General features: G+C 43.0%; 11 protein-coding genes and 1 riboswitch. Of the genes, 1 reads left to right on the forward strand and 10 read right to left on the reverse strand.

Annotated features, from left to right (window positions below; translation table 11 throughout):
* Positions 1-48 precede the first annotated feature (48 nt).
* The 4 genes from ID12_RS03660 to ID12_RS03675 all read right to left on the reverse strand — a co-directional run bounded on the left by ID12_RS03660 (position 49) and on the right by ID12_RS03675 (position 5,574).
* The gene (locus ID12_RS03660; protein ID WP_017368303.1) at positions 49-1,062 is read right to left on the reverse strand and encodes an ABC transporter permease; all 1,014 of its coding nucleotides are present in this window, start codon (positions 1,060-1,062) and stop codon (positions 49-51) included.
* On the reverse strand, positions 1,059-2,555 hold the full coding sequence (locus ID12_RS03665; RefSeq protein ID WP_050826735.1) for a sugar ABC transporter ATP-binding protein: 1,497 nt from the start codon (positions 2,553-2,555) through the stop codon (positions 1,059-1,061). The genes ID12_RS03660 and ID12_RS03665 overlap by 4 nt, the downstream gene beginning before the upstream one ends.
* Before the next feature lie 72 nt (positions 2,556-2,627).
* Positions 2,628-3,746, reverse strand: a complete 1,119-nt coding sequence (locus tag ID12_RS03670; RefSeq protein ID WP_035389900.1) for a sugar ABC transporter substrate-binding protein — start codon at positions 3,744-3,746, stop codon at positions 2,628-2,630.
* 173 nt (positions 3,747-3,919) lie between these two features.
* Positions 3,920-4,029, reverse strand: a riboswitch (SAM riboswitch).
* A 117-nt stretch (positions 4,030-4,146) separates the two neighbouring features.
* Positions 4,147-5,574: a DUF1565 domain-containing protein gene (locus tag ID12_RS03675; protein ID WP_050826736.1), complete on the reverse strand. Its 1,428-nt coding sequence runs from the start codon at positions 5,572-5,574 to the stop codon at positions 4,147-4,149.
* A gap of 358 nt (positions 5,575-5,932) precedes the next feature.
* Between ID12_RS03675 and ID12_RS03680 the strand changes: the two genes are divergently transcribed.
* Positions 5,933-7,024, forward strand: coding sequence for a branched-chain amino acid aminotransferase (locus ID12_RS03680; protein WP_008345553.1), 1,092 nt, complete (start codon positions 5,933-5,935; stop codon positions 7,022-7,024).
* Between the two features lie 324 nt (positions 7,025-7,348).
* On the opposite strand, the gene ID12_RS03690 is transcribed toward ID12_RS03680, so the two are convergent.
* From ID12_RS03690 to ID12_RS03715, 6 genes are all read right to left on the reverse strand, one after another.
* Positions 7,349-7,747 (reverse strand): hypothetical protein, encoded by a 399-nt coding sequence (locus tag ID12_RS03690; RefSeq protein ID WP_007497884.1) that lies wholly within the window; start codon positions 7,745-7,747, stop codon positions 7,349-7,351.
* 117 nt (positions 7,748-7,864) lie between these two features.
* Positions 7,865-9,193, reverse strand: coding sequence for a 6-phospho-beta-glucosidase (locus tag ID12_RS03695; RefSeq protein ID WP_007497885.1), 1,329 nt, complete (start codon positions 9,191-9,193; stop codon positions 7,865-7,867).
* Positions 9,190-9,516 carry a PTS lactose/cellobiose transporter subunit IIA gene (locus ID12_RS03700; RefSeq protein WP_008345561.1) on the reverse strand — a complete coding sequence of 109 codons (327 nt, stop codon included), beginning with the start codon at positions 9,514-9,516 and terminating at the stop codon, positions 9,190-9,192. Before ID12_RS03700 ends, ID12_RS03695 begins: the two co-directional genes overlap by 4 nt.
* 26 nt (positions 9,517-9,542) lie before the next feature.
* Complete coding sequence (gene celB / locus ID12_RS03705; RefSeq protein ID WP_007497888.1) at positions 9,543-10,892, reverse strand: PTS cellobiose transporter subunit IIC; 1,350 nt, start codon at positions 10,890-10,892, stop codon at positions 9,543-9,545.
* 14 nt (positions 10,893-10,906) lie between these two features.
* Positions 10,907-11,212, reverse strand: coding sequence for a PTS sugar transporter subunit IIB (locus ID12_RS03710; protein WP_007497889.1), 306 nt, complete (start codon positions 11,210-11,212; stop codon positions 10,907-10,909).
* A gap of 121 nt (positions 11,213-11,333) precedes the next feature.
* Positions 11,334-13,277, reverse strand: a complete 1,944-nt coding sequence (locus ID12_RS03715; protein ID WP_050826737.1) for a BglG family transcription antiterminator — start codon at positions 13,275-13,277, stop codon at positions 11,334-11,336.
* Positions 13,278-13,480 lie beyond the last annotated feature (203 nt).

Consider the following 13,480-nt stretch of genomic DNA (forward strand, 5'->3'; position numbering starts at 1 on the left):
CGTTTACTAGACGGAGAGAGAACACAAATGGTTTTAAAAAAGTACATCTTAGCCCCGTTGTTTGTAATAAGTCAGCGCGAGTGCCAGTGCAAGTACAGATCCTTTCACGATATCCATTGCATAATACGGGACAGACATCATCACAAGTCCATTTTGCAAAATACCGATGAGCACCGCACCAATAAACGTACCGAATGCGTTTGGTTTACCTGCTCCCATGACTGAAAACCCGATAAAAGCAGCAGCTACCCCATCCATTAAATATGGCGTTCCTGCGTTAATTTCTGCTGTCATCACCCTTGATGCCAGCACGATACCACCGATCGCCGCAAATAAGGCAGACAACAGATATGCTGCGATTTTGTATTTGTTCACATGAATACCAGACAATCGAGCGGCTTCTTTATTTCCACCAATGATATACATCAACCGCCCATGCTTTGTGTAAGTCATAAAAACATGTGCAAAAAGCACAATGGCCGCCATAATCAAAATGATATAGGGGACCTGCCCAATCTTGCTGAAAAAGGCAGGGATGGTGCCAGTTGAAAAAGTACCATCAGGCAGCACCATATTTTCAGAAATGGTCGCACCTTTCGTATAGGTTTGTGCCAGCCCTTGAATGATAAACATCATGGCTAGTGTCATGAGCATATCTGGAATCTTCATTTTGACAATCATCCAAGCATTCAGCAAACCGACAATAAGAGAAGCCGCCAGCGCAGAAAGGATCGCAATGAGTGGGTTTTGCGAGAACCATACAAACATGGAGATCACAATTGCATTTGATAACGTTGCAACTGAACCTACAGATAAATCAAAGCCATTCACTGCTAATGAGATCGTCAGCCCTACTGCAATGATGGTTACAATCGAGATCGATCGTAAAATGTTGATGATATTTCCTGACTGTAAAAATGCCGGATTGGCTGCCGCAAAGACAACAATCAATACGACAATCGTTAAGATGGTGCCATATTGATAAAAGAAATCAAACAGATGAAAGGATGGCCGCTGTTTCTTGATTTGTTGAACTGGGGCTGAAACTTGTCGTTCACTCATGATTGTCCTCCTGTTGAATGATATAAAAGCTCTTCTTCAGTCATTGGTGCCGTCATTTCCCGGGCAATGCTGCCATCATATAAGACGTATACTCGGTCGGCAATTCCTGCAATTTCTGAAAGCTCACTTGAAGCATAAATAACCGCTTTTCCTCTTGCAGCTAGTTCTGCAATGAGGGAGAAAATGTCCTTTTTGGCTCCAACGTCTACACCTTTGGTTGGTTCATCAAAGAGATAGACATCTGCCTCAGCCAACAGCCATTTTCCAATCGCAATCTTTTGCTGATTTCCACCAGAGAGATGCTTCACCTTCGCTTCAAGAGAAGGTGTCTTGACGCCAAGCCGCTTGACGATTCCATCTGCTGCCTTCCGTTCCTTAGAACGATGTAAGAAGCTGAACGGCCGTGTAAACGAACGTAGACTTGCAGCTGTTACGTTCCATCCAACATTTTCTTCTGTTAGAATCCCTTCTTTTCTCCGTTCTTCAGGCACAAGGGCAATACCCGCTCTCACAGCGTGATGAGGCGACTTGATATGAATGGTTTGACCATGCAGCTGCACAGTGCCTGACTTTTTTTCTGAGGCGCCGAATAGGGCTTTGCACAATTCTGTTTTACCAGCACCGACTAGTCCTGCAATCCCGAGAATTTCTCCTTTTTTCACATGAAGATGAATGTTGTTTAATTTATGCTGGTCATGCAACTCTTTCACGTCAAGCACAATCGGTGCATCCTCAAGCGGTGTACGGGATGGGAATTGATCCTCTAATGGCGCGCCAAGCATTTCTTCAATGACCTGCTTTGGATCGGTTTCTTTAATGAGGTGCGCCGCCACATCGGTTCCATTCTTCATCACAGTCAGTTCATCACAGATGTTGAAAATTTCTGGCATGCGATGCGAGATAAAAATGATGCCTGTGCCGTTCTTTTTCAATTGATGAATCATTGAGAATAGCTTGCTTGTTTCTGCATGACTAAGTGGAGCGGTTGGTTCATCCAAAATTAAAATGCTGCATTTGATCGACACAGCCTTGGCAATGAGCACCATTTGTTTTTCTGCCAGTGTCAAATCACTCACAAGACGCTTCGTCGAGATGTCAATATTCATCTCTTTTAACAGCTGTGCTGCCTTGCGGTGAATCTCTTTCCAGCGGACGAAGGTTTTTTTCTCCATTTCATGGATCATCATATTTTCGCCAACACTTAAATAAGGCACTAGAGCTGTATCCACTTCTTGATGGACGGTCTGCACACCGTATGAGGCCGCATCCTTCGGTGTATGAATGGTCGCCGCCTCGCCATTGATGTGGATGGTTCCTTCAAAATGTGAATGAGCACCAGAGAGAACTTTCATTAACGTTGACTTCCCAGCACCGTTCGCCCCAATCAGGGCATGGACTGTGCCTTTTTTTAATGTGAAATTTGCTTGATCTAACGCTTTGACTCCTGGGAATTCAATCGAAATGTTTTTCATATGAACTAGCGGCGTTGTCATAGGTGTCCTCCTTCTCTCCTGATCGTCAATTGAAAAACGAAACACCCTCTATGAAAAGAGAGTGCACGTGGTTTATTTTGCATAATGCTTCTTCAAGGTCTTCATCCAGTCTTCTTCAAAAGCAGTCGATGATCCGAATCCTTTTACTTCTTCTGCAAGATTAACCATATTGATGGCCTTTCCTGCATCCTGAAGCTGCTTTTGTGAAATGAGAGAGGCCTCAAGGTCATAGGAAGATGGTGTTTTCTCGCCAGCTAGTTTCTTCGCAAGAATCCTTACGTCGATTGCACCAATGAGCTTCGGATCGACAGCGGCAGTGTACTTCCAAGGACTGTCTTTCGCCGTCATTTCTTGGAGATCGGCATTAGACACATCAATACCGTATATTTTCACTTCGGTTCTTCCTGCTTCTTTTAAAGCTCTTGCGGCACCAATCGCAAATGCATCCCACGTGGCAAAAATCGCATCCAGTTTACCCTTTGGATATTTATTCAGCATAGCCGCAACCGCATTTTGTGTTTGAACTGATGTATCAGAGGCCGCAACGCCAAATCGGTCAAGTTCCTTGATCCCTGTATGCTGTTTAAGCGTTTCTTGGTACACCTTGTTTCGTCTCACCATTGGAGGGAATCCGTCTACCCAAAGATACGCAATATTTGCTTTCCCTTTAAAATCAGCCACGAGTGCGTCTAATGATTTTTTCGCTAATTGTTCATCATCTTGAGACGTCACTGTGACTCCTTTGATATCCTTCAGCTTCGGATTTGAATCAAACGCCACAACTGGAATGCCTTTCGCTGTGATCTTCTTCACATCAGCGACTGTCGCCTCATCATCCCCATGAGAGATGATAAAGCCATCATAGTTTTCTTCTAGTGCTTGAGAAATAGCATCATGAAACTTCGCCGTATCACCATTTGCCGTGTAGACATCTACTGTAAAGCCTAGCGCTTCCCCTTCTGCCTTCGTTCCTGCTAAAAACTGAGCAGTATGATCGTCCCCGCCAATTTTACGGATGACTTTAATTTTTGCTCCCTGTCCTTTTGCAAATCGCTTCGGGACATTGTCAAAGGAGACCTTTTCGTTTGCATTAGCCTTTGAGCCTGCGCTTGATCCCGTACCGCAGCCAGATAATAGCACGGTCAGGACCGTCAATAATACAAGAGATGATGTCCAATATTTACGTTTCATTGCTGTTCCTCCTCAAGTTGTTTTATTTTTCTCATCGGAAAACTAGGTAAAAAAGTGAGAATATGCCTGAGAACCCCGTCGTTTGATTCTCAAAAAAGAGATCAAAAAAAGCCTCTCTTGATAAAGAGAGGCTTGATCACCGTTGCATGAAACATGTATCGGGAAGTCTTCCTCTCTTATCTGTCAAAGCTGTAACAGCTTTGCAGGAATTAGCACCAATTTCTTAGATAGAAACGGTTGCTGGGCGTCATAGGGCCAGTCCCTCTGCCTCTCTTGATAAGAGATCCGTTATGAAATTTGTTTTAGTTGAAATGTCTTCTTTACTTTAATGTGATGTCTCATCAATGTCAATGATTTTTTTGAAAATTTCTAAAATGATCATTTGCACCGAATGCCTTGTTTACCTGCCGATGATTTTCTTAGCAGGTGATGATGCCTTAAGACGGAAATCATATTTTTTCTCATTCACAAATTGGGGATTGAGGTGTGCTGATCCTTTATCTTGACCGCTTTTCGAGCGATACGTTTTGTAGCCTTCCATCCATTTCCCTCGCCATACCCACTGAGAGGCTTTTGCACCTTTGCGGTCATCGTAGACATTCTTTTGGAATGTATTCTTCTTGTTCACTTCGTAGAGATTCACGACTAAATAATGCGAAGCACTGGCTGTCATGATATTATTCGTGATTCGATTGTTCACCGATTGATATTGCATCAGCAATTGACCGCCTTCTAAGCCGGCTGTGTCATTTTTGTACAAAATGTTATGGGAGATGGTTGTGTTTGTGGTTCCGCCGCGCTTCTTGTCATATCCGCCAATGGAGATGCCTGTATAACGATTTAAATATACTTGATTGTGCTCAATGCGAATGCGTTCGGCCATCTTCCCTTTATGTTCACTTGTGACCTCAATCCCAAGGTCATTATGATGGCTGATGTTATGATCGATCACGATGTCTTTCCCGCCATCCACATAGATTCCTCCTGCGGAGATGTCCTTGCCGTACGCTGGATTCCCAACACTCGTAATCTCATAAACTTTGTTTCTAGATACGACACCATTTCTCACTTGATCATACTTTTTAGAAGGTGCGACATTCTCAAAACCAATTAAATCAATCCCGATATTGTCCGTATGCCGGACTGTATTATGTGTCACGCGGAATTTTTTAACGTTTCCGTTTAGCACAAGGGCTTCACTAAAACCCAGCTTTAACTTTTCCACAGTGTTTCCTTTGATTTCGATGTCTTCAATGGCTGCTGGTGCTTTCGTTCCATAGACCGCAATGCCATGAGCATTCCCATTTTGATGTGTCGTCTGAATGTCGTACACACGGTTGTTAAGCAGTTTGACGCCTTTGCCGCTGCCTGTGATGAACATACCGATGGGTGTCACATCTTCTTGATTCGTTTTAATATGTCCGACTGTCAGCCCTTTCAGGGTGATATAGCTTTTTTGATCAATCTTCACAAGACCACCGTCTGCTTGATTTCCTTTAAGAGATGCTCCGCTAATGACAGGCTTCTCTTTTCCATACGCTTGAAAAACAACTGGTGCTTTCTTTGTTCCAGAGTGGCGGACAATCAATTTCTCTTTGTATGTACCGCCTCTCATATAAACTGTTGTCCCAGCTTTCGCGATACTTGTCGCTTTTTTCAACGTACGGAAAGGCTTTTGCTTCGTCCCTGGATATTTGTCGTTCCCATTTGCTGCGACATAATAGGCAGTACCTTGCTTCGCACCAGCCTCCTCCGTCATCGCTTGACAGCCAAAACTAATGGCGGTCATCAATAAAATCAATAAGGCGCCTGATATCATTCGTTTCATCTCGTTGTTTGCTCCCTTCCATTCTCTTCTATCTTTATCGGTTAAAAAAAGAGGATTAAAATATGGCAATGCCCCTTGCAATGTACTAGTCAAAAGGTGTATGGTTGAAAGAATATCTTACAGGAAAATAAATCGCTTTTAAATTGTCAGATTAATCAGTTAATAACGAAATTGGATTTTATTTCTAAGGGGAAACTTCAGTAAAACCACGATAGAGAGGAGGAAAGCGCTTTAACAGATTTTTCTTGTCTGAATTCCAGAAAACCTATTGCTAATATTTTGTGAAGGTATAGAATAGAATCATAATTATTTCATATTATTAGAATTTTCAAATAATCAAACAGCAAGGAGATTTACGATGCCAAAACAACCCATCCGCGTTGAACTTAGTTCAACAAAAAAACCAAAACCTCAATCTGATCAACTTGAATTCGGAAAAATCTTCACAGACCACATGTTTGTGATGGATTATTCAATTGATAAAGGCTGGTATGATCCGAGAATTATCCCTTATCAGGCGATTCCAATGGACCCAGCTTCTATGGTTTATCATTATGGCCAATCTGTTTTTGAAGGCTTGAAGGCGTATGTGTCTGAGGATCAAAAGATTCTCTTATTCCGTCCCGAAAAAAATATGGAACGCTTAAACAGATCAAATGACCGCCTATGTATCCCGCAAATTGATACAGAAACGGTTTTAGAAGGCTTAAATGAACTCATTCGCATTGATAAGGATTGGGTACCTGATGCAGAGGGCACTTCTTTGTATATTCGTCCATTCATTATTTCTACTGAGCCCTATTTAGGTGTTGCACCGTCAAGTACCTACAAGCTGATCATCATTTTATCTCCAGTAGGTTCTTATTATAAAGAAGGCATCCATCCGGTCAAAATTGCGGTGGAAAACGAATTTGTCCGCGCTGTTAAAGGCGGAACAGGAAATGCCAAAACAGCTGGAAACTATGCATCAAGTCTGAAAGCACAGCAAGTTGCTGAAACGAAAGGATTTTCACAAGTCCTGTGGCTTGATGGCATCGAGAAAAAGTACATTGAAGAAGTCGGTAGTATGAATATCTTCTTTAAAATCAACGGAGAAATCGTGACGCCTGAACTGAACGGCAGCATTTTAGAAGGGATCACACGGAATTCTGTGCTTGAGCTGTTAAAGCATTGGGAAATCCCTGTGACAGAACGTAAAATTTCAATTGATGAGTTAATTGAAGCACATCAGTCAGGTGAACTTGAAGAAATCTTCGGAACAGGAACGGCAGCCGTCATTTCTCCTGTCGGTGAATTAATTTATCACGATCAGCCATACGTCATTCAAAATGGTCAAACAGGCGAAGTATCGAAGAAATTGTACGAAGCGATTACCGGAATCCAAAAAGGAACTCAGCCAGACATCTTCGGCTGGACAGTAGAAGTCGATTCGGTCGTCAAGCAGGCATAAGCAAGCGAAAGAACCTTTCATTTGATGAAGGGTTCTTTTTTTGTTTCTTTATCTCCTTCATTACCTCATAATGGAAAATGTGGATCTATTCCACACTTAAGGAGTGATGGTATGTTTTTTACTTATTTACTAGCGTTCTTTGGGATTTGCATCGGATCAATCATCATCGCTACAGGTTTCGACGATTCACCGTTCTTCACCCGTTTTCTATTTAAGTTTCTCGGAATTTCTATCTTTGTTCTTTCCATTACTTTTGTAAAAGTGAGGCGAAAGAGGTTACGCAACAAAAAGGCGAAAAAGACTTAGATGTCCATCAGCCTCTCATCAAAGCGTGCACCAAAACAAGACCGATATCCCCACAATGGCCCCTGCATATATCCACTGTTTCCCTTTGATACTCCGCTTTCTCTCGATCAGTAAAAAGATCTCTGGTAAAAAGACGATGATGATTTCTAGGATAAAAACAAGATGATAAACTGGCGGCATCGGCTGGAAATCAAAGTCTCTTTCATCTCCACCGATGGTTGCGAAATACATTAACAGATTGGTTACTGGAATGGTAAAACAAACGAGCAAGCGGAGAACATACATCCACACATCCTGTCTATGCCGAATCAGGCCAATAAATGAAGCGATGATTCCATACAAAAACAAAACCACTGTGCCGTAACTAAGTAGAGGTTGAACGATAAAGCCGTAAAGCATTAACCCAATTGCCACCATATTCTAACCGTCCTTTCTGTGAAACAGTACATGTTGTTTTTTCTATCATACACTGATTTCTCCGGTTTCCATATGAAAAAATCATAAAAAACGACCCCATAAAGGGGCCATTTTATTTTAAGCATTCACTGATTTGAAGAACTGCGGTAAATATTCACGGTGCGCTTCAAGCATTTCATCTAAGATTTGCTTTGCAATTTCATCAGATGGAACGAGTGGATTGATGGTCATGGCGACAAGAGCCGTCTCGTAATCTCCTGTCACAGCTGCTTCAGCTGCCACACGCTCGAAGGACTTGATTTGTTGAACGAGTCCTCTTACAGCCACAGGCAGATCACCTGTCGCGATTGGTTTTGGTCCGTCCTTTGTAATGATACAGTTCACTTCAACCGCTGATTCGGCCGGAATGCTGGCAATCGCTCCTCTGTTCACTGTATTTACCGGTTGAATGTCATGTTTATCATTATAGATGGAGCTGATCAAATTACATGCTGCATCGCTGTAATAAGCCCCGCCTCTTTTTTCGAGCTGCGGCGGTTTAATCGATAAATCTGGGTCTTTATATAACTCAAATAGTTCATGCTCGACTTGCTGCACAACCTCTGCTCTTGTTCCTTTTTCTTGAGCCGCTTTTTGTTCTTCCTCTAGCATATCTTTCGTTTTATAGTAATAACGATGATACGGACATGGAATGACCCCTAAGCCTTTGACGAAAGAAGGCTCCCAGTTTTTCGCTTCAATATTCCTCATGGACCACTGGCTATTTGGATTTCCTAATTCATCGAGCACTTGATCCATAATGCTGACCCCGTCTAAATACACATCTAAGCCATAGACCATGTGATTGAGGCCTGCAAATTGTACTTCAATGCGTTCGACATCGACATCCAGCGCTTTCGCAATGCCCATTTTGATTCCAATCGGCACATTGCATAGACCGACTACTTTTTTCAGATTCGTGTAGCGTAACACCGCCTCTGTGACCATGCCTGCTGGATTTGTAAAGTTCACCAGCCAGGCATCTGGGCAAAGCTCTTCCATATCCTTCACGATGTCTAGAATGACTGGAATGGTGCGTAGACCTTTAAATAAACCGCCTGGACCATTCGTTTCCTGTCCAATGACGCCATATTTAAGCGGGATTCTCTCATCCTTGGCTCTGGCTTCGAGCAGTCCTACACGAAATTGTGTCGTGACAAAGTCCGCATCTTTCAGAGCTGCTCGGCGGTCAAGGGTGAGGTGCACTTCAATCGGCAAACCTGCTTTTTCGACCATACGTTTTGCAAGGGCACCCACGATGTTCAACTTTTCCTGACCTGCTTCAATATCCACAAGCCATAATTCCTTTACAGGCAATTCTTGATATCGTTTAATAAACCCTTCGACGAGCTCAGGCGTATAGCTTGATCCACCGCCTATTGTGACAATTTTGATTCCGTCTTTCATGAATTGACACCTCCGAATTGCTTCATTTTTTCATGGAGCTCAATGATTTCAGCTGCAAGCTCCTTGACAGTCATAGCGTTCATCAGATGATCCTGTGCATGAATCATCAAGAGACTGACGTCGGTTTTCTCTCCTCTGATTTCTCCTTGGATCAGCTCTGTCTGTGCGTGATGCGCCTCATTTAACGCGTCTTGTGCTTCCTGCAATTTTTGCTTCGCCTCATCAAAATTGCCTTGCTTTGCACATGTAATGGCCTCCATGGCCGAGCTTCTGCCATTACCACCGTGCAAGATGAGTTGAAACACAATTTGTTCCATTTCCATCGGCCGCATCCCCCTTGTTCCCTCTATTACATGCTGACGACATTTTCATCTGTTGATGCTTTTGCTTCAAGCTCATTTTCTTCTTTCAATTTCTGCTTATCCCACATTCTAAAGAATGGATAGTATAGCGCAAATGACAAGGCAAGGTTAATCAGCTGCATGACCGCGCCAGAGATTTTCCCGCCTGTTGCGAGATAGCCTGAAATGATTGGCGGCATTGTCCACGGGACAGCGATCCCTGCCGGTTTTGCTACAAGTCCTGTGCTCATTCCGATATATGTGGTGATGATCATCATAATTGGCGTAAGGATAAACGGAATGAGAAGCATTGGGTTCATCACAATCGGCATTCCAAAAATGATCGGTTCGTTGATGTTAAAGATGGCTGGCCCAATCGCAAGACGGCCAAGCTGTTTCATTTGTTTACTTCTCGCACGCAAGATCATGGTCAGTACCAAAGCAAGCGTCGCGCCGCTTCCGCCGACATTGATAAAGATTTCAAAGAACTGCGCTGTGAAAATATTCGGCAGCACTTCTCCTGCTTGGAAGGCAAGACGGTTTTCATCCATCGCACCGAGCCAAATCGGACCCATGACTCCTCCGACAATGGTGGCTCCGTGAATACCACATGCCCAGAGGAGCATTTGCACACCGATGGCAACGATACTTCCGCCTAAGCTTCCACCAAGAATGGATAGTGGTGTGCCGATTAAGACCGTGATGATATTATGAATACTCTCAAAAGGTGTCATCTCAATCAGAAGCCTAGCGACCCAGATCAGCGTGATGACCACAAAACCTGGAATAAGTGCGATAAACGATTTACTAACTGCTGGCGGTACACCATCAGGCATTTTGATGACGATATTCCGCTGTACAATAAAGCGATAAATTTCGGTGGAAAGCATGGCAATAATCATGGCAACGAATAGCCCTTTACTGCCCATCAGTGTGACGGGAATACCGCCATTCACTAGGATAGCTTCTGTTGATCCTTCAGGTGTGAACGGTACTTGATAAGGTGTGGCTAGGAGGAAAGCTGCGACAGCAATTGCACCAGATGACAGTGCATCGACTGCATACTTTTCAGCTAACCTGTACGCGATCCCAAAGGTCGCAACAAGTGCCATAATGTCAAAGGTGGCATTCACAGGATAGGATAGTTTCGTGGCCCATTCGGCTCCGAAGACACTTGCCATAAAATCGCTGTATCCTGGAATCGGAAGGTTGGCTAAAATAAGAAACAGTGAACCGACGATAATGAGAGGCATGGTTAAAACAATTCCGTCACGCAATGCTTGTAAATGTCTTTGAGCGGCAATCTTCCCTGCAAACGGCATAACCTTCTCTTCTAGAAATCGGTTGAATCCATTCATCCCTTCCGCCCCCTTTATCCGTTCACTAACTGTTCAGCAGATTTTAAAACCTCAGCGCCATTACATACGCCATAATGCACGGTATTAATCACATCTACTGGAATTCCTTTGTCTTCTCCGAGTTTTTTCATTTGCGGTAATAAATAACGAACTTGAGGTCCTAATAAAAGCACATCGGCTTGATCAATATGATTTTTAGCAGCATCTCCAGATACTGCCCAAATACGATAGTCTTTTCCTTGTTCTTGTGCACTCTTCTCCATTTTTGTGACAAGTAAGCTTGTTGACATACCTGCTGCACAAACTAATAAAATGTTCATTGTAAACGCCCCCTTTTTGAAGTATGAAGCTTTTCTTTACACATTCATCATATTATGAAACCGCTTTCATAAACACCCATACTTTTTCCTTTAGGAAGCGGAAAAAGTTAATATCACACCATTAGTTCTTGTACGAAGGCGCTTTTTTATCCATGACATCCAGCATGTCTTCAAAGGTGTCACAGGTGATGAGGTGCTGAATAAATTTCACATGATGGACAAGCTCTCCAAGCAGACGGTACATGCCTTTTAAATCTTTGGCGTTCTCCTTTTCGACACAAAGCAAGCACACAAATTGAACTTTTTTCTCTCCCCAAATGATCGGTTTTTCTAATGTACAGATCGCCCAAAACGTCTCTTCTGTCAGCGGGGTCATCGGATGCGGAATCGCTGTATAATGCCCAAATGAAGTCGGTGCAGACTCTTCTCTTTCCATCACAGATTGTGTAAGTTCTGCTGGCGCTAAGCCCATGTCAATGACCTTTTGCGTGAGAAAGTGTATGACCTCTTCCTTTGTTTGAAAGGCGCGTTTTGTAAAGACCAATTCCTTTTTCATATATTGCGTGGCTAATGTCACTCTTGTTTCACTTGTCAAAGCATCTTCTATTTTTAAAAAATCACTGCCTCCTAAAATCGTGTTCACTTGAATGACCGGAATCGGTAGATCCATATGAATGGGAATGGTCGTAATAATTAAATCCAATGCATGTAAAGAGACATGCGGAAGGGAATAAAGCTCTGCTGTTCCTAAAATGGTCAGCTTTGACCCAAATTGTGACCGCAAACGATCTTGAAGTAGCCTTGCACTCCCTGCACCAGACGCACAGACAATCAGGCATCGCTTCGGTGGTATCTCCATTTTCCTACGCTCTAAGGCCGCACCAAAATGAAGTGCCATATAGCCGATCTCATTTTCATGAATGGACAAACCTGTCTCTTCTTCAATGACCCTGCTCGCCACAATCCCTGCTTCAAAGGCAATTGGATAGCCCGCTTTGATCTCATCTAGCATTGGATTTCTTAAATTCATTCCATACTTACACCGATTGATCGCTGGCTTTAAGTGCAAACTGAGGCCAATCAGCAATTCCGCATCTCCCGCTAAATCCAGCTGCAATTTTTGATCAATGGCTTTCAGCATCAGTTGAACAAGACGGCTCGTGTCATCATCCACAATTTGTTTTTGACCGCCCGTTGAAAAAGACTGTACCATTTTGGCTGTTCCTAGCAAATGGATGGCGATATAAACGATTTCCTCTTGTGGAAATGAGACATCCAGCAGCCCTTCAAGACGCTCAACCATTTTTTTGGCTACCTTGTATTCTTTTGCCCTTGGGATTTCGTTGATTTCTTCAGGCAGCACAGATACATAGTTTCCGTGTCTAATCCGTTTACAGGCAATAGCAATATGAACAATTAAATTATTCATGCAAATGTCTGATAGATTCATTTTTTCCTCGTTGATATAATCAATCATGGTTCTCTGAATCAATTCCAGCTCATGTTTTGGCAAAATCGTAACCGCCGTGTCCAGCATTGTTTGATAGGAACGCCGTTCATTGAATAAATATTCTGACATGCAATAACGGATTTTCATCTCAGATCCTTTAATCCGGCAGCCTTTATTCGGCTTTGCTTCAAGCTTCAGATCAAAGGGTTCGAGCTTACGTTTGACCCATTTCATGTCATTACTCATCGTCGATTTACTAATAAACAGCTGCTCCTGTAAGTCTTCCAGCTTCACATATGATTCCGCTAGAAGCAGCTTTTTCAAAATAAATCGAACTCGTTCTTCTGGAAGAACAGCAAGTGGTTCTTCCTGTTCGACTTCTTCCTTCATAAAACGGCGAAAGGCATTCTCATCGTTGATCAACAGCTCATAGCCAGCGCCTCTAACAGCTGATACAGCTGCTTGATAAAGGGCTAGACGCTCATTCAGTTCCTTGATGTCTGTTCGGATGGTGCGGCTTGTCACTTGTAAACTGACAGAAAGCGCTGCGCTCGTGAGAGGAGTCTCAGCTGCCATCAGCTGACTTAAAATGTGCGCCAGTCTTTTACTCAGCATTAGATCGGCCTCCTTCATTTAGGGTGGAGAATCTGCCTTGTTTGGACAGGTTGTATACGCTTACAGTTCTCTTCATTACTCATATTCTACTGAAAAGAAATAAAAATTGCCAACTCATTTATATGACAAACGCCCCTATTTATACAACCAACCATATCTAATGACCTATGAATCTTCTTCTAAGATGCTGTTGTGGAAATCAT

The organism is Bacillus altitudinis (genome assembly GCF_001191605.1).
Lineage (GTDB): Bacteria > Bacillota > Bacilli > Bacillales > Bacillaceae > Bacillus > Bacillus altitudinis.

Bases quoted from the DNA above. Each gene is read 5' to 3' on its own strand.
- ID12_RS03660 (WP_017368303.1), bottom strand. From the start codon at position 1,062: ATGAGTGAACGACAAGTTTCAGCCCCAGTTCAACAAATCAAGAAACAG.
- ID12_RS03665 (WP_050826735.1), bottom strand. From the start codon at position 2,555: ATGACAACGCCGCTAGTTCATATGAAAAACATTTCGATTGAATTCCCA.
- ID12_RS03670 (WP_035389900.1), bottom strand. From the start codon at position 3,746: ATGAAACGTAAATATTGGACATCATCTCTTGTATTATTGACGGTCCTG.
- ID12_RS03675 (WP_050826736.1), bottom strand. From the start codon at position 5,574: ATGAAACGAATGATATCAGGCGCCTTATTGATTTTATTGATGACCGCC.
- ID12_RS03680 (WP_008345553.1), top strand. From the start codon at position 5,933: ATGCCAAAACAACCCATCCGCGTTGAACTTAGTTCAACAAAAAAACCA.
- ID12_RS03690 (WP_007497884.1), bottom strand. From the start codon at position 7,747: ATGGTGGCAATTGGGTTAATGCTTTACGGCTTTATCGTTCAACCTCTA.
- ID12_RS03695 (WP_007497885.1), bottom strand. From the start codon at position 9,193: ATGAAAGACGGAATCAAAATTGTCACAATAGGCGGTGGATCAAGCTAT.
- ID12_RS03700 (WP_008345561.1), bottom strand. From the start codon at position 9,516: ATGGAAATGGAACAAATTGTGTTTCAACTCATCTTGCACGGTGGTAAT.
- celB (WP_007497888.1), bottom strand. From the start codon at position 10,892: ATGAATGGATTCAACCGATTTCTAGAAGAGAAGGTTATGCCGTTTGCA.
- ID12_RS03710 (WP_007497889.1), bottom strand. From the start codon at position 11,212: ATGAACATTTTATTAGTTTGTGCAGCAGGTATGTCAACAAGCTTACTT.
- ID12_RS03715 (WP_050826737.1), bottom strand. From the start codon at position 13,277: ATGCTGAGTAAAAGACTGGCGCACATTTTAAGTCAGCTGATGGCAGCT.